Below are 14,841 nucleotides of genomic sequence, written 5' to 3' on the forward strand. Positions count from 1 at the left end.
GTGTTACTTACGCGCCTCGATATCCGCGATGGTCATCTCGTGCACGGGCCCGAAATGCGAAAGGGCCGCCTGGTTGCGCTCATCCGTCTTCATCAGTTCCGCCTTGTTGCCCACCACGATGATGCGCATGGAATCGGGATCGAAATACTTGCGGAAGGCGGTTTCCACCTCGGCCTTGTTCATGCCGGAAATGGTTTTGATGTACTCGGTGAAATGGTCGGGGCTGCGGTGCCATATCTCGCCTTGGGCGAAGATATGGGCCGTGGCCGCGGGCGTGTCGAAGGTGGCGGGCAGGCTCTTGATCAGGCCGTCCTTGGCGCGCTGCAATTCCTCGTCCGTGACCCCGTCCTTGGCCATGCGCTTCATTTCGGAGAGCACCAACTTCACGGCATAAGCGGCGGTTTCCACCTTGGTCTGCAAGGATACGTTCACCGTGGATTTGCGGTAATAATCGCTTCCCACGTCGCTATCGATCCCGTAGGCCAGGCCCTCGTTGGAGCGAACCTTCTCCATCAGCCGGGAAGTGAAGCCGCCGTCCCCGAAGATGTAGCTGGCCACGATCAAGCGGTAGTAATCCGGATCGGGTCGTTTCACACCCGGCGCGCCCAGGCGGATGGTGGCCTGGGTGAAAGGCTTGTCGATGACGTAGACGCCGGGGGCTTGCGGCCCCGGGAACGGCGGAAGCGAATCGGTTCCGCCCTTGTAATCGGGGGGGAACTTGGCGATGAGCTTGTTGAGCTGGGCGATCATTTCCTGGCGATCGAATTGCCCCGAGACCCCGATGACCATGCCCTTGGTCGAGTAGCCCGAACCGATCCAGGTCTTGAGCTTGGCGGTGGTTACGGCTTCCACTTCTTTGGCATTGGCCAACCAGTTGATCGCGTTCGGGCCGAACATGACGTGCTCGTAGGCGACCCCCATTACCCCGTTGGGCGTGTCATAACGGTGCTTCAGGTTCTCGAGATAGGCGCGCTTCTGCACCTTGAAGACCTCGGGGTCGAGTCCGGGCCGCAAGGCCACCTCGGGCAGCAGATCAAATAGCGCGTAAGCATCCTTCTTGAGGGCGTCCAGGGAGAGTTCGGCCTGATAACGGCCGATACCGGCCCCCACGGATGCGGCCACGAACTCCAGGCTGTCTTCCAGTTGTTCGGGCTTGAGGCGGGCAGTGCCGCCCGATTTGAGCATGGCGGAATAGAGTCCCAAGGGGGCCACGTCGGCGGGCTGCTTGGGGAGATCGGGGTGGCCGAACAGGATTTGCATCTGGATCAAGGCCAGGGTGCTGTCCGGGACCAGGTAGGCTACCACTCCGCGATCCAGGACCACGCGATGATCCTTGGGATGCGGCGGTTGGTAGGTGAACTCGGGAAAGACGATTTTCGAGTAATGATCGGGAATGCCGGAGGAGGACATGGCGCCCGTCACCTTGGCTGTAGCCGTCTTGACCATTTCCTTTGTCTGGACGGCGGCGGTCTTGACCGCCTGGCCGGTAGCCTTGGCGGCCGTAGCGACGGCGTTACCGGGATGGGCGAGCGCCTGCTTCGCCTCGACGGCGGCCTGCTTAGGCCCCGAAGCGTGGGCCTTGGAAGAATCCACAGGGGCGGCGGCCCATGCGGCGCAGGCGATGAAAGGCACTAGTGCGGCGAAGCGGTTCATTGCGCGCCTCCTTCCTGGGCGGCAGCGGCTTTCGGCTTGGCCGCCTTGGGGGTCTTAGCCTTCCCACCGGCTGCGCCGGTGGGACCCAAAGCCCCATGCGCGCCGGGAACGGGCGCTTCGGGCAGGATCAAGCCGGTCGTCGAGTTTTGCACGGTGAAATATTTCTTGCATACGTCCTGCACCTGCTGGGCGGTCACTTTCTCTACGCCGTCGGGGAAGCGGTTGATGTAGTCCCAGCCGCCGCGCATTTCCCAGAAGGCGAGCTCGGTGGCCAACTCTTCCTTGTCCAACAACTGCCGTTGGGTGCGGGCCACCACCTGGTTCTTGGCCCGGGTGAGTTCGCGCTCCGTGATGGGCTTCTGCCCCAAATCGGTAAGCACTTCCCAAACGGCCTTTTCCACTTTTTCCGGCTGGGGATTGCCATCCAGATCCGCCTCGATGGAGAAGTTCGACGTGTACTTATCCACGCCGTTGCCGCCCGCGGCGTTCAGCGCGATTTTCTTTTCCTTCACCAACTTCTTGTAGAGCCTGCCGCTCTTCCCCGAAAGCACGCCTTCCACGATATCGAGGGCGTACAGATCGGGATGATCGAAACCGGGCGTGTGGAAGAGGATGTCCATGCGGGGCTTGGCCGAGTTCTTCAGTACCGTCATGCGCTTGGCGCCCGGCTGCTGGGGTTCTTCCACCACCACCGGCGGGAATTCCGACCCGCGCGGGATGCCGCCGAAGTATTTCTTGATATCGGCCAGGGTGGATGCCGGATCGAAGTCCCCCACCAGCACCAGGATGGCGTTGTTGGGCTTGTAGTATTTGCGATAGTGCTCGTCCGCCATCTCCCGGGTCAGGTTGCGGATGTTGGAAGGATATCCGATGGTGGGCAGGCGGAAGGGATGGGCTTCGTAGAACAAGGCCATCAGGCTTTCCCAATAGCGGCCGGTGGGGCTATCCTCCACGCGCATCCGGCGCTCTTCCATCACCACGTCCCGTTCCGAATAGAACTCGCGCAAGACCGCGTTCTGCATGCGATCCGATTCCAGCCACAAGTAGAGATCGATCTTGTTCTTGGGCAAGGTCACGAAATATGCCGTCATCAGATCCGAGGTGAAGGCGTTGAGGCCGGTGCCGCCGTTCTTCTCGTAGGCTTCCCACAGCTCGTACTTGATCATCAGCTTGCGCTCTTCGGCGATGAGGGAGTCGTAACGACGCTTGAGAGCCACGCGCGAGGCCGTGTCCGCGGGCGGCAGGCTGCGGTATTTTTCCATCAAGGCATCGATGGCCGTGATGTACTCGGCGTCCTTTTCGGGATCCTTCACGCCCACCTTCTTGGTGCCCTTGAAGAGCATGTGCTCGAGGAGATGCGCGATGCCGTTGTTCTCGAAATTCTCGTGCACCGATCCGGTGACGTAAAACAAGCGGCACGCCACCGTGGGCGCCTGCTTATCCTGGAACAGGATGACCTTGAGGCCGTTGTCGAGCACGGTATAGTCGGCGCGGATGGCGGCGCGCGCAGGCGCGAAAGCCGCCAGGGCCAGCGCCCCGATCGAGATCCAAACCCGCATGCGTCCCTTCATATCTGTTTCTCCTCCAGCATGGAGCGATTCCAATCCACGATGGCATAGGAATAGCCTTGCTCTGTGAGGAACAGTTGCCGGTTCATCCCGAACTCCTGTTCCTTGGTGTCTTTGGTGATGATGGTATAGAAGTGCGCCAGGGATCCGTTGGCTTTGGGGCGCAGCACGCGGCCCAGGCGCTGGGCCTCTTCTTGCCGGCTGCCGAAGGTCCCGGAGATCTGGATCAGGACGTTCGCATCGGGGATGTCCACGGCGAAATTCCCGACCTTGGAGACCATCAAGGTCTCGATCCTGCCATCTCGGAATTCCTTGTAAAGGACCTCGCGCTCGGAATTCGGCGTGGCGCCGGTGATAAGCGGCACCTTGACGGCCGCGGCGAGGGAATCCAATTGATCCAGGTATTGCCCGATGATGAGAACGCGATCGTGGTTGTGCTTTACGAGCAGTTCCTTCACCACCTTGAACTTCTCTGGATTACAAGCCGCGATCGCCATCTTCTTGCGCAAATCCGCCATAGCGTACGACATCTTCTCGTCGGGGCGCAATCCCACGCGGATCTCGGTGCAGGTGGCGGTGGCGATCCAACCTTGGGATTCCAGCACCTTCCAGGGGACTTCGAATTTCTTGGGGCCGATGAGCGAGAATACGTCCTTCTGGCGCCCGTCCTCGCGGATGAGGGTGGCGGTGAGGCCCAGCCGGCGCGTGGCCTGCATGTCCGCGGAAATGCGGAACACCGGCGCGGGCAGGAGATGCACCTCATCGTAAATGATCAATCCCCAATTGTTCTTCGAGAAGATTTCGAAATGGGGGAAGTCCTCGCTCTGCCGTTTGCGGTAGGTGATGATCTGGTAGGTCGCCACGGTGACCGGAGCCAGCTTCTTGCTGTCCCCCGTATACTCGGCGACTTGGTCGGCCTTGAGCGTGGTCTTGTCGAGGATTTCGCGGATCCATTGCCGCGCGGCGGTCACGTTGGTCGTGAGGATAAGGGTATGGCAGCGCACCTTGGCCATGGTCGCCAACCCCACCAGGGTCTTGCCCGCGCCGCAGGGGAGCACGATCACGCCGGAGCCGCCCTTGTCGCTTCCGCCCGCGTGGAAGACCTGGACCGCATCGTTCTGGTACTGGCGGAGGTTCAGCGGCTTGCCTTCCAATGTCTTCTCGCGGACGTCCACCTCCAGAGGCGCGCCGGTAACGTAACCCGCGAGATCCTCCGCCGGGAATCCGATGTTGGTTAACGCCATCTTGACCGCCCCGCGCGTATGCGGGAAAAGGGTCACGCGACGATCATCGAGAACGGAATCGATAAGGGGCGCCGTCTGCCGATGGTTGCGGATCTCGGTAAGCAAGGCCGGATCCAGCGTCTCCAGGATCATGCGGCCGTCCTCGCGGAGGATGCGCACCTGGCCGTACCGCTCCATGAAGGTTTCGACCTCGAAGATGAGGTTGTGCGGCAGATCGAAACGGGAATAGGCCCGCAAGGTGTCGAGGACCTCCTTGGCGCTATGCCCGGACGAAGCGGCGTTCCAAAGGGACAAGTGCGATATGCCGTAGGTATGCATATGTTCCGGGCTCTTGAGGAGCTCGGTGAAGGGGGCGATCTTGTCGCGGGCCTCGGCGTACATCGGATGGGCGACTTCCAGCAGGATAGTCATGTCGCCCTGGACGATCAGCGGTCCGGAGACCGCCGACCCGTTGGCAGAACTCGTCAATATGTCCTCACGCGAAAGCGCGTAATTTATAAAAAACGGCGATTTCCGGCACGTTTGCGGCGGATCCCTGCCAAAATCACGGGATCAGGGGATGGCTACGGGCAGGTTCGCCCTTCATCAAGCGACGGATGGAGCGGGACCCGGGAAAGGATTCCCGCCAGGGCTCCCATTCCGATCAGCTGGCGCTTCTTCCGGGTATGGCGTCGAGCAATGCGCGGGTATAAGGATGCTCCGGAGCGCGGTAAAGCGCCTCCGTCTCCTTACGTTCCACGATTTCGCCGCGCTGCATCACCGCCACCTCGTGGGCGATATGCTTCACGACCCGCAAATCATGGGAGATGAACAGGTAAGAGAGCCCCAGGCGTTCCTGCAAATCCATCAACAGGTTCAGGATCTGCGCCTGGATGGAAACGTCCAGGGAGGAAACGGGTTCGTCGCAAATGAGGAACTCGGGCTCGACGCAAAGGGCCCGGGCGATCCCGATGCGCTGGCGCTGGCCTCCCGAGAATTCGTGGGGGTAACGGCTGAGATACTCCGGGGCCAGGCCCACCAGCAGCATCTTTTCCTCGAGGATGCCTTCCCAATCCGCGCTTTCGCCCGGGTGCCCCAATTCCAAGGCTTCGCGCAAGGTCGCCCGGATGGACAGGCGGGGATCCAATGAGCTATAGGGATCCTGGAAGATCATCTGGATTTTCTTGCGGTAGGGACGGAAAGCCGAATCGCCCAGGGAGGTAAGCTCGGTTCCCGCGAAACGGATGGACCCGGCGGCGGGTTTGGCCAAGCGGATGACGGCGCGGCCCACCGTGGTCTTGCCGCTCCCGCTCTCCCCTACCAGTCCCAAGGTGCGATTGCGCCCCAGGCTAAGGTCCACGCCCTTTACGGCCTCGACCCGGTTTTTCCCGTGCCCGAAAACCACCCGCAGCCCTGAGACCTCCATCAAGGGATGGGGGATTTCCGCGCCCGTGGTCATGTCTCGGTTCTTTCCGTGGTTTGCGGTTGCGGCTCGGCCATCGCTTTGCGGCCCTTGCGGACGCGAACGGGAGACGCCGCGGCCGGATGGTACAGCGCCCGATAGCCTAAGGCTGCGCGACCCCAGCTATACCGCGAGCGCACGTATTCCCGCTGGCGATGCCGTTGCGGCCATTCGATGGCGCTGCGCAATTCGGCTTCCAGGGCCCGCGCCAGCGCTTCCTCATCATCGGGTTCGACCAGCCGGCCCCAGGGCCCGGCCACTTCCGGGATCGATCCCGCGCGCGTGCTCACCAGGCCTTGTCCCAAGGCCAAGGTTTCGGCCACCGCGTTGCCGAAGGATTCCTCGCGGCTGGGAAGGCAAACCGCCTTCGAATCCTGGATGGCCCTGGCCAGATCCCGTCCCGCCAGCCAGGGCGAAAAGCTGACTTCCACGCCCAAGATGCGGGCCCTGGTTTCGAGCTCCTTCTGGATGGGCCCGTTGCCGATGATTTTGAGGGGATGACGGGCCTTCAGATCCTCGGGCAGGCGCGCGTAGGCCGCGAGGGCGAGGTCGGCGCCCTTGGCCCGGGTTAAGCGGCCGAAGAAAAGCACTCCCCGGCCGGCGCCGTCTTCCAGCGGCAAATCCAGGAATTGGGGATCGATTCCGTTGGGCACCACGCTGATGGCCGCGGGATCGAGGCCGAAGGCTCGGACCACCTGGTCGCGGGAATGCTCGCTGGTGACCGTGACCTTGTCGGCCCGGCGCAACCCTAAGGCGATGGCCACGAATCGGGGTTCCCGGAGAAAGACGGCGATCCAGGTCGTGAAACGCGACCAGGCGCGCCCGCCCCGGGAAAACATGAAGGCGGGGAACTCCGGATAGCGGTTGGTGTAGATGAAGCGGGCCTTGTTCGGGACCAGCCACAACAGGCTGGCCTCGTCCCCGTTGGCGTGGATTATGGTATCGGAACAGGACAGCGAGCGAACCTTGAGCCAGAACAGGATCCCGTTCAGAAAGCGCAGCGGCGAAGAAATATCGGGCCGGATGCCGAAGAAACCCGCCCAATGCACGTCGTACCCCGTCTCGGGATGCGGCTTAATGCATTCCCACCGGCCCTTGCTATACACCGCAGCCACCCGCAACCCCTGCTTCGCCATGGCCGTGGCCAGCATGTGGACCGACTTCTGGCCGCCTCCGCAATAGGATGACCAAGGGGAATAATTGCAAGTCAGGATGACGTCGTAGCTACGCCGGGGATTCATGCCGCATCCTTCAGGAGTTCTTCGCGGCGGATGCAAGCCGAAGCCTGCCCGGCCTCGCCCACGAGAGGCGGCTCCGCCCGTTTGCAAGCCTCCACGCTCATGAAGCAACGGGGATGGAAGCGGCAGCCCGGAACCGTATCCGAGGGCTTAGGCACCACGCCTTCGATGGAAGCCAGGCGTTCGGATTTCCCCGAGAGGGAAGGGATGGAACGCAACAGCCCCAGGGTGTAAGGATGCGATGGCCGCTTGAGCAACTGCGCCGCCTTGCCCCGCTCGACGATACGGCCCGCGTACATCACCAGCAGGTCTTCCACGGTGTCCTTCACGATGCCGAGATCGTGGGTGATGAGCATGAGGGCCATGCCGAAGTCCTTTTGCAACTCGCGGATGAGGCGCAGGATCTGGGCTTGGATGGTCACGTCCAGGGCCGTGGTGGGTTCATCGGCGATGAGGAGCTTGGGCCGGCAGGAAAGGGCGATCGCGATCATGACGCGCTGGCGCATGCCTCCGCTCATCTCGAACGGATAGGTGCGCGAGCGCTTCCCGGGATCGGGAATGCCCATCCGGTCCAATAGGGCCACGGCTTCCAGCTTGGCTTGGCCCCGGCCTTTCCCCTGGTGGAAACGGATGGTCTCCGCGATCTGCTCCCCGCAACGCATGAGGGGATTGAGGGAGGTCATGGGATCCTGGAAAACCATGGCGATGTCCTTGCCGCGCAGGGCGCGCATCTCGCGGGGCGGCAAGGCGAGCAGGTCCTTGCCCGCGAAAGCCATCCGCGTAGCAGTAACACGCGCGCTACGTCTGGGGAGCAGTCCCATCAATGCCAGGGAAGTAACCGATTTGCCGCTGCCGGATTCGCCCACGATGCCGAGGGTGGCCCCCGGGGCGAGATCGAAGGATACGCCCTTGGTCACGGGCACGAAATCGCGTTCCCCTTTGAAGGCTACGGTCAGGTCGGATACTTGCAGCATAGTCCCCGGAGTCCAGTCCTTGGGTTCGAAGGCCAGTCCATACTTAGGTAGCCAAGTCCGGCCCCGAGTTCCATTATCATATTCGTTTTTATCGGGAGTTCAACCACCGATTTTCCGGAAATTCAACCGACGATCGAAAGCGCCCTCGCCTTTTCCGCCGACTTCAGCCCATCCCTCTCATCGGCGTTCAGGCCCATCGGCCGCCCTTCCACTCCCAGCGCAAGGGCGATGCGCTCGGCGAAGCCCATTGACAAATCCTGCCATCGGACCGGCCGGTCCCATGCGATGTCCAAGGACACCGCATTCCGATCCAATATATCCAAGTACCCGGCGCGTTTCCCGGCGTCCAGCTTCAAGCAAGCGACGATGTCCCGATGCTTGCGGGATACGAGGATGGATCCATGCTGCAGGAAGGCTTCCCGCGTGCGACGTTGCGCCGAACCGACCACTTTCCGATCCCCGAAGACCACTTCGGAACGCGCCGTGGATGCGAAGCATGGGGTCATGGCGCGCAGGCCTTGCGGCTTTTCAACGGGATAGCCGCGATCCAAGGATAAGCCGAACCCCGCTTCCGAAAGCGCCTGGGCGACCGCCTGGGAGATGGCCCGGTAGGACAGGCCCTGGGACGCGCACCAGGCGGCGGAATCGGCCCGGGCGACGATGGAATAGGTGAGCTCATCGATGTGGAGGACGGCGCGGCCCCCGGTGGCCCGCTTCACGACGTCATAGCCGCGGGCGGCGACGGCTGCGAGGTCCAGTTCGCGGGAAGGATCCTGGGAATGCCCCAAGCTGATGCACGGCGGCGACCAACCGTAGACGCGAAGGGTGGGCGGGGATCGGCCGGCCTCGACCGAAGCCAAGAGGACTTCATCGATGGCCATATTGCGCGCGCCCGGCAACCCTGTCGCAGGATCGGACTCGGACAAGATGCGCCAGATCATGCCGGATGGACGGGACGTGGCGGGTTACCCGGCAGCCTGGGCGCCATTCCCGTCCTTGCGGGGATCGGGCCCGCGGGAGGAGCCTTCGGCCGCCTTCTCGACGCTGCCTGTCATATTGGCCAGCGCCACGCGCGCGCCCGCTTGCTCGGCGCTCTTCTTGGAATTGCCGGTGCCCCGGCCCCATTCCTGGTTCTGCACGTACACTCCCACCACGAAGCTCTTCTGATGCTCCGGACCCGATTCCTGCAGCACGTCGTAGCCGGGGATGCCCAGGCCGCGGGACTGGGTGTATTCCAAAAGCTTGCTCTTGTAGTTCGCCAACTCCTCGTCGTCCAGTACTTCGTCCATGATCTTCATGAGCGAACCGTGGATAAGCTTGCGGGCGGCCTCCAGCCCCCCATCGAGATAGACGGCTCCGATCACGGCCTCATAAGCGTCCGCCAGGATGCTCAGGCGCTTGCGGCCGCCGGATTTCTCTTCGCTGCGGGAAAGCAGGATGAATTCCCCCAGCTTCCAGGCGTCGGCGCAAAGGCCCAGCACCTTGGAGCTGACCACCAGGGACTTCATCTTGGACATGCGCCCCTCTTCCCTATCCGGGTATTCGCGGAAGAGGTAATCGGTGACGACGATGTTCAGCACGGCGTCCCCCAGGAATTCCATGCGCTCGTTGGAATCCAGCTTCTTATCGGTCCGTTGGCTATTGACGTAGGAACGGTGCGAAAGGGCGGTGACCAGGAACTCGTTGTTCTGGAACCGGTAGCCGAGGGTCCGCTCCAGTTCGGAGAGGGACGGCTCCTTGCGGGCGCTTTTAAAGAATTTGCGCAGGAATGCGAATAGCATGGAGGGGAGGCGCCCGTCCGAACGGCCGGAGCGCCTGCGTCCTATCGTAGGTAAGGGGGAATCAGGCCTTGGAGTTGACGTAAGCGATGACGTCGCTGACCTTCTTCAGCTTCTCGGCTTCCTCGTCGGGGATTTCGATGTCGAACTCGTCTTCCAGGGCCATCACCAATTCCACCTGATCCAGGGAATCGGCGCCCAGGTCGTCGATGAAAGCGGCCTCGGGCTTGACCTGATCCTCGGACACGCCGAGCTTCTCGACGATGACCTTGGTGATTTTCTGGTTGATATCCTCAGACATTCAATGCTCCTTAGAAAGGTAGGGTAAATATAATCGAAAAACACGGCCTGACCAGGCTTCGAGGCGCAAGGGATCCCCGAAATCCGCTCAATATCGAGGCTTTCGGGCGTTAAATGCCCATGCCCCCGTCAATGCCGAAAACCTGTCCGGTGAGATATCCCGCCTCCTTCGAGGCGAGAAAGGCGATCAGCGCCGCGACCTCGTCGGGCGAGCCCATGCGGCCCATGGGAATGCCCGCGATAATGCCCGCCTTCTGATCGTCGGTGAGGACCTTGGTCATATCCGAATCGATGAAGCCCGGCGCCACCGCGTTGCAGGTGATGTTGCGGGAAGCCACTTCCTTGGCCGTGCTCTTGGTAAAGCCGATGATGCCGGCCTTGGAAGCCGCGTAATTGGCCTGCCCGGCCTGCCCATGCACGCCTACGATGGATGTCAGGTTGAGGATGCGGCCGTACTTCTGCTTGATCATGGTCCGCAGCACGCCGCGCGTCCCCAGGAACACCGAACGCAAGTTGATGCGGATGACCTCGTCGAAGTCCTCGTCCTTCATGCGCATGAGCAACCCGTCGCGGGTAATGCCGGCATTGTTCACCAGGATTTCCACCGAGGGGGATTCCTTCAAGATGGCCGCGAAGGCGGCGCCGGCCGATTCCGCATCGCCCACGTCGGCGGCCCAAGCCTTAGCCGTTCCGCCGGTGGCCGCGGAAAGCTTGGCCGCCGCTTCTTCCACGCCCGCCAGGTTCCGTGCGATCATATGCACCTTCGCCCCGGCCCTGGCCAGGCGCTCGGCGATGGCATAGCCCAGCCCGCGGCTGGCGCCGGTTACGATGGCGGTTTGTCCTTGCAGGTCGGCCATGGTCATTTCCAATCTTCCGGGTTCTCGACGGGGGTCACCTTCATATCGCGGCTGATGCCGCGGGCCAAGCCCATGAGGACCTTACCGGGCCCGACTTCATAGGCTTCCTTGGCATCCAGCCCTAAGGCCTGTTGCATCGATTCGACCCAACGCACGGGCGAGGTGAGCTGACGCAAGAGCAAAGCGCGGATGGCCTCGGCATCGGAGACGGGCTTCGCCTCCACGTTGCTGATGAGCGGGACCGAGGGAGCCTGGATGGCCGTTTTGGCCAGGCCCTCTTTGAGGCCGGGGACGGCGAATTCCATGAGCGGGGAATGGAAGGCGCCGCTCACCGCGAGTACGACCACCTTCTTCGCCCCGGCGGCTTCCGCCCCCTTGGCGGCGGCCTGCACTCCGGCCACCGATCCGGAAATAACGATCTGCGACGGGCTGTTGAAATTGGCGGCCACTACGATTCCAGCGGTTGCGGCCTCTTTGAGGACGGCGCCGAGTTTATCGGCTTCGAGACCGAGGATGGCGGCCATGGATCCGGGGCTCTTGTCGCCGGCCTGGGCCATCAATTGCCCGCGCAAGCGAACGAGGGCGAGGCCGTCCTCGAAGGAGAAGGCGCCCGCGGCGCACAGAGCGGAATATTCCCCCAGGGAATGTCCCGCTACGTAATCGAAAGCGCCGCCGTTGGCCTTCACCACCTCCATGGCCATCATGGAAACCGTGAAGATGGCGGGCTGAGTGATTTCAGTGCGGGTCAGCTTGTCCTCGGGGCCGTTGAACAGGATGTCCGCCAGATCGAAACCGAGCACCGTATTGGCGCGATCGAGTATCGCTTTGGCCTTGGGCAGGGAATCGGCGAGCTTCTTGCCCATGCCGACGTATTGGGAGCCTTGGCCGGGAAAGAGTAGGATGCGTTTGGACATGGTCTATTCTCTGTGATCGAAGTTTAAAGATTAGGGTAAAGGGTAAAGGGTACAGGGTAAAGGGTGGAGAAGATGCATTGATTTGGTTTTCCCCTGTACCCTTAACCCTTTACCCTGTACCCTTCTTCGCGGTCTTTCGCTGTCACCACCGCATCAAATTGCAGCCCCAGCTCATACCTCCCCCGACCCCTGCCAGTGCCACCAGTTTTCCTGGTTGCAGCTTCCCTTGCGACTCGGCCTCATGCAAGGCCAGGGGGATGGAGGCCGAAGAGGTATTCCCGAAGCGCTCGACGTTGATGATCATCTTCTCCGGAGGCAGTTCCAGCTTTTCGGCGACGGCGTTGAGGATGCGCACATTGGCCTGGTGCATCACCAGCAAATCGAGATCGCGCAGGGTAAGCCCCGCCTTGGCCACCGAGCTCTTGACGATGTTCGTAATCTCCGTGACGGCGGCCTTGAAAACCTGCTTGCCGTCCATGGCCATGCCCTTTCCCGCCGTGGCCGCCCCGCCGGAAAGGCAATCCAGGTAAAGCGCATCCGCCTGGGTGCCGTCGCTCTTGAGTTGGGAGAGGATGACTCCCCGATCCTTCGGGCCGGGCGAAAAGACCACGGCGCCGGCGGCGTCCCCGAAGAGGATGCAGGTATTCCGATCGTTCCAGTCCAGGACGCGGGAAATGATTTCCGCACCGATCACCAGGACATGCTTCGCCTGGCCCGCGTCGATGAGCAGATGGGCCATGTTGGCCGCGTATACGAATCCGGCGCAGGCGGCGGTCACGTCATAGGCGAAGGCGTTCTTGGCCCCCAGCTTGGCCTGGATGAAACAGGCGGTGGCCGGGAATTGCTTGTCCGGGCTGATATTGGCGCAGATAATCCCGTCGATCTCCTCGGCGGTGACGCCGGCCTTAGCCATCGCGGCCCGGGCGGCGAAGGTCCCGAAGTCCGACGACTTGAGGGGCGAGTCCTTCGGGAGGATATGCCGCTGCTTGATGCCGGTACGGGTGGTGATCCACTCGTCGGTGGTATCCACCCTCTTCTCGAGATCCGCGTTGGTGAGGATTTCTTCGGGATAGTAGACCCCGATGCCGCGGATCACCGCGCCCATCAGGCGACCTGGCTCAGCTTCTCGGCGATCTTGGCGGCCACTCCGGCTTCGGCCAGCCGGTACGCCTGATCCAACCCGTTCTTGATCACTTTCGAGTCGGCGCGCCCATGGGTGATGAGGCCGGTGCCCTTAAGCCCGAGCAGCATCGCCGCCCCGAAATTGGCGTAATCCCAATCGTGATGGAACTGCTTCGCGCCGGGGACGTCGAGCTTTCCGAAGGTCTTCATATGGTACTCGTAAAACCCTTCCATGAGCTTGAGCACCACGTTTCCCGTGTATCCGCCGGTTACGATCACGTCGGCCTCGCCGAGCATGATGTCCCTGCCCTCCACGTTCCCGATGAAGTTGATGGGCGCCTGCTTCAGGAGCTGGTAGGCCTCTTGCAGGACCTCGGTGCCCTTCTTTTCCTCCTCGCCCATGTTGAGCAAGCCCACCTTGGGGTTCTTACGCCCGAGCATGGTTTCGGAATAGATGGAGCCGCAAATGCCGAAGTGGACCAGGACCGGCGCCTTTTCATCCACGTTGGCGCCGCAGTCGAGCAGGGTCACCTTGTGCTTCAAGGAGGGGACGTCGCAAGCGATGGCGGGACGGGGCATGCTGCCCACGCGGCCCAGGACCATGAGGCAAGCAGCCATCATTCCGCCGGAATTGCCCGCGCTGATGGACGCCTGTACGACCCCGGCCTTTTGCAGGGCGACGCAGGCGAATAACCCTGAGTTTTGCTTCTGCTTTAGGACGACCGTGGGCGAATCCTCCATGGTGACCACTTCGGGCGCATGGTGGATCTCCATGCCCTTCCCGTCGTAACCGAAGGAGGCTAGTTCCGCCTTGATAATGTCCTCGGGACCGGTGAGAACGATCCCGTACTTACCCTGGGCTTCTTTGGCGGCCAGGATGGCGCCTTCCACGATCGCCTTGGGGGCATGGTCGCCCCCCATGGCGTCTAGGGCGACTTTAATCATGATGCCTGGATTACTCGGCCGGTTGGCGGACTTCCGCCCCTGCGTAGTATCCGCAGTTGGAACACACCCGGTGGGAAATCTTGGTCTGCCCGCAATGGGAGCACTTGGTGACGGCGGGCGCCTTCAGCTTATAATGCGTCTTGCGCTTATCGCGGCGGGCGGTTGAGGTTTTGCGTTTGGGAACTGCCATGTTCGACTCCAGTTAATTTTCGTGTCTGCCGCGGTTTCCCGCTTCCGTCATTTTCCTTTGGGGGGATCCTGCTCCGGCTTCTTCAGCCCCTGGAGCTTTTCCCACCGCGGGTCCACCCTGTCCTTCCGGACGGCTTCCGCTTGGAAAGCCTGCCGGCCGCATTGGATGCATCGATCCTTCTCGTCCAGCGAAGGTAGGGGATTGAGGTTGTAGTTGAGAATGATCTGCTCGGCGATGAGATGCTCCAGGGGTATCTCCTGGACGTCCGGTCCTATCTGGACCAAGTACTCATCGATTCCGAGAGCCTCGCTCTCCTCCCACTCCAGTCCCTGCTTATCTCGCTTTTCGATCAGAATGCGCAGCTTTACCCGGAAGGCGCCCGTCAGCTTATCCAAGCAGCGGCCGCAATCCAGAGTGATAGATCCCTGAACCGACATATCCATCAAGAGATGGGTAAGAGTCGGTATGGACTTGACCGTAGCCGCCAACGGGCCGCTACACCCAAGTTCAAATAATTCGGGAAGATCTTCACTTAAGCCATCGAGCGTGAACTCGGTAGGCTCGCTACCCGTCGAACTTAGAGAAAGTACCAAAACGGGGAATAACTTAGTCAAAAT

General features: G+C 61.8%; 15 protein-coding genes. All 15 read right to left on the reverse strand.

The window, feature by feature from the left end:
* Positions 1-3: 3 nt before the first annotated feature.
* A complete protein-coding gene (locus JF616_18415) occupies positions 4-1,653 on the reverse strand; it encodes an insulinase family protein (protein MBW8889736.1) in 1,650 nt (549 codons plus the stop codon).
* The gene (locus tag JF616_18420; GenBank protein MBW8889737.1) at positions 1,650-3,224 is read right to left on the reverse strand and encodes an insulinase family protein; all 1,575 of its coding nucleotides are present in this window, start codon (positions 3,222-3,224) and stop codon (positions 1,650-1,652) included. Before JF616_18420 ends, JF616_18415 begins: the two co-directional genes overlap by 4 nt.
* Positions 3,221-4,876, reverse strand: a complete 1,656-nt coding sequence (locus JF616_18425; GenBank protein ID MBW8889738.1) for a DEAD/DEAH box helicase — start codon at positions 4,874-4,876, stop codon at positions 3,221-3,223. Before JF616_18425 ends, JF616_18420 begins: the two co-directional genes overlap by 4 nt.
* A gap of 232 nt (positions 4,877-5,108) precedes the next feature.
* Positions 5,109-5,903: an ABC transporter ATP-binding protein gene (locus JF616_18430; GenBank protein ID MBW8889739.1), complete on the reverse strand. Its 795-nt coding sequence runs from the start codon at positions 5,901-5,903 to the stop codon at positions 5,109-5,111.
* On the reverse strand, positions 5,900-7,147 hold the full coding sequence (locus tag JF616_18435; GenBank protein MBW8889740.1) for a glycosyltransferase family 4 protein: 1,248 nt from the start codon (positions 7,145-7,147) through the stop codon (positions 5,900-5,902). Before JF616_18435 ends, JF616_18430 begins: the two co-directional genes overlap by 4 nt.
* Positions 7,144-8,118 (reverse strand): ABC transporter ATP-binding protein, encoded by a 975-nt coding sequence (locus JF616_18440; protein MBW8889741.1) that lies wholly within the window; start codon positions 8,116-8,118, stop codon positions 7,144-7,146. Before JF616_18440 ends, JF616_18435 begins: the two co-directional genes overlap by 4 nt.
* A gap of 122 nt (positions 8,119-8,240) precedes the next feature.
* Positions 8,241-9,059, reverse strand: a complete 819-nt coding sequence (locus JF616_18445; GenBank protein MBW8889742.1) for a lipoate--protein ligase family protein — start codon at positions 9,057-9,059, stop codon at positions 8,241-8,243.
* Between the two features lie 24 nt (positions 9,060-9,083).
* Positions 9,084-9,899, reverse strand: coding sequence for a ribonuclease III (gene rnc / locus JF616_18450; GenBank protein ID MBW8889743.1), 816 nt, complete (start codon positions 9,897-9,899; stop codon positions 9,084-9,086).
* Positions 9,900-9,960: 61 nt separating this feature from the next.
* The gene (gene acpP / locus JF616_18455) at positions 9,961-10,197 is read right to left on the reverse strand and encodes an acyl carrier protein (protein MBW8889744.1); all 237 of its coding nucleotides are present in this window, start codon (positions 10,195-10,197) and stop codon (positions 9,961-9,963) included.
* Between the two features lie 109 nt (positions 10,198-10,306).
* Positions 10,307-11,053 (reverse strand): 3-oxoacyl-[acyl-carrier-protein] reductase, encoded by a 747-nt coding sequence (gene fabG / locus JF616_18460; protein MBW8889745.1) that lies wholly within the window; start codon positions 11,051-11,053, stop codon positions 10,307-10,309.
* A 2-nt stretch (positions 11,054-11,055) separates the two neighbouring features.
* Positions 11,056-11,967, reverse strand: a complete 912-nt coding sequence (gene fabD, locus JF616_18465; protein MBW8889746.1) for an ACP S-malonyltransferase — start codon at positions 11,965-11,967, stop codon at positions 11,056-11,058.
* Between the two features lie 142 nt (positions 11,968-12,109).
* Positions 12,110-13,072, reverse strand: coding sequence for a ketoacyl-ACP synthase III (locus JF616_18470; GenBank protein ID MBW8889747.1), 963 nt, complete (start codon positions 13,070-13,072; stop codon positions 12,110-12,112).
* The gene (gene plsX, locus JF616_18475; GenBank protein ID MBW8889748.1) at positions 13,072-14,034 is read right to left on the reverse strand and encodes a phosphate acyltransferase PlsX; all 963 of its coding nucleotides are present in this window, start codon (positions 14,032-14,034) and stop codon (positions 13,072-13,074) included. Before plsX ends, JF616_18470 begins: the two co-directional genes overlap by 1 nt.
* Positions 14,035-14,044: 10 nt before the next feature.
* On the reverse strand, positions 14,045-14,224 hold the full coding sequence (rpmF, locus tag JF616_18480) for a 50S ribosomal protein L32 (protein ID MBW8889749.1): 180 nt from the start codon (positions 14,222-14,224) through the stop codon (positions 14,045-14,047).
* Between the two features lie 47 nt (positions 14,225-14,271).
* Positions 14,272-14,712 (reverse strand): DUF177 domain-containing protein, encoded by a 441-nt coding sequence (locus JF616_18485; GenBank protein MBW8889750.1) that lies wholly within the window; start codon positions 14,710-14,712, stop codon positions 14,272-14,274.
* Between the last annotated feature and the right edge of the window lie 129 nt (positions 14,713-14,841).

The organism is Fibrobacterota bacterium (assembly GCA_019509785.1).
Lineage (GTDB): Bacteria > Fibrobacterota > Fibrobacteria > UBA11236 > UBA11236 > Chersky-265.

Bases quoted from the DNA above. Each gene is read 5' to 3' on its own strand.
- JF616_18415 (MBW8889736.1), bottom strand. From the start codon at position 1,653: ATGAACCGCTTCGCCGCACTAGTGCCTTTCATCGCCTGCGCCGCATGG.
- JF616_18420 (MBW8889737.1), bottom strand. From the start codon at position 3,224: ATGAAGGGACGCATGCGGGTTTGGATCTCGATCGGGGCGCTGGCCCTG.
- JF616_18425 (MBW8889738.1), bottom strand. From the start codon at position 4,876: ATGACTATCCTGCTGGAAGTCGCCCATCCGATGTACGCCGAGGCCCGC.
- JF616_18430 (MBW8889739.1), bottom strand. From the start codon at position 5,903: ATGACCACGGGCGCGGAAATCCCCCATCCCTTGATGGAGGTCTCAGGG.
- JF616_18435 (MBW8889740.1), bottom strand. From the start codon at position 7,147: ATGAATCCCCGGCGTAGCTACGACGTCATCCTGACTTGCAATTATTCC.
- JF616_18440 (MBW8889741.1), bottom strand. From the start codon at position 8,118: ATGCTGCAAGTATCCGACCTGACCGTAGCCTTCAAAGGGGAACGCGAT.
- JF616_18445 (MBW8889742.1), bottom strand. From the start codon at position 9,059: ATGATCTGGCGCATCTTGTCCGAGTCCGATCCTGCGACAGGGTTGCCG.
- rnc (MBW8889743.1), bottom strand. From the start codon at position 9,899: ATGCTATTCGCATTCCTGCGCAAATTCTTTAAAAGCGCCCGCAAGGAG.
- acpP (MBW8889744.1), bottom strand. From the start codon at position 10,197: ATGTCTGAGGATATCAACCAGAAAATCACCAAGGTCATCGTCGAGAAG.
- fabG (MBW8889745.1), bottom strand. From the start codon at position 11,053: ATGGCCGACCTGCAAGGACAAACCGCCATCGTAACCGGCGCCAGCCGC.
- fabD (MBW8889746.1), bottom strand. From the start codon at position 11,967: ATGTCCAAACGCATCCTACTCTTTCCCGGCCAAGGCTCCCAATACGTC.
- JF616_18470 (MBW8889747.1), bottom strand. From the start codon at position 13,072: ATGGGCGCGGTGATCCGCGGCATCGGGGTCTACTATCCCGAAGAAATC.
- plsX (MBW8889748.1), bottom strand. From the start codon at position 14,034: ATGATTAAAGTCGCCCTAGACGCCATGGGGGGCGACCATGCCCCCAAG.
- rpmF (MBW8889749.1), bottom strand. From the start codon at position 14,224: ATGGCAGTTCCCAAACGCAAAACCTCAACCGCCCGCCGCGATAAGCGC.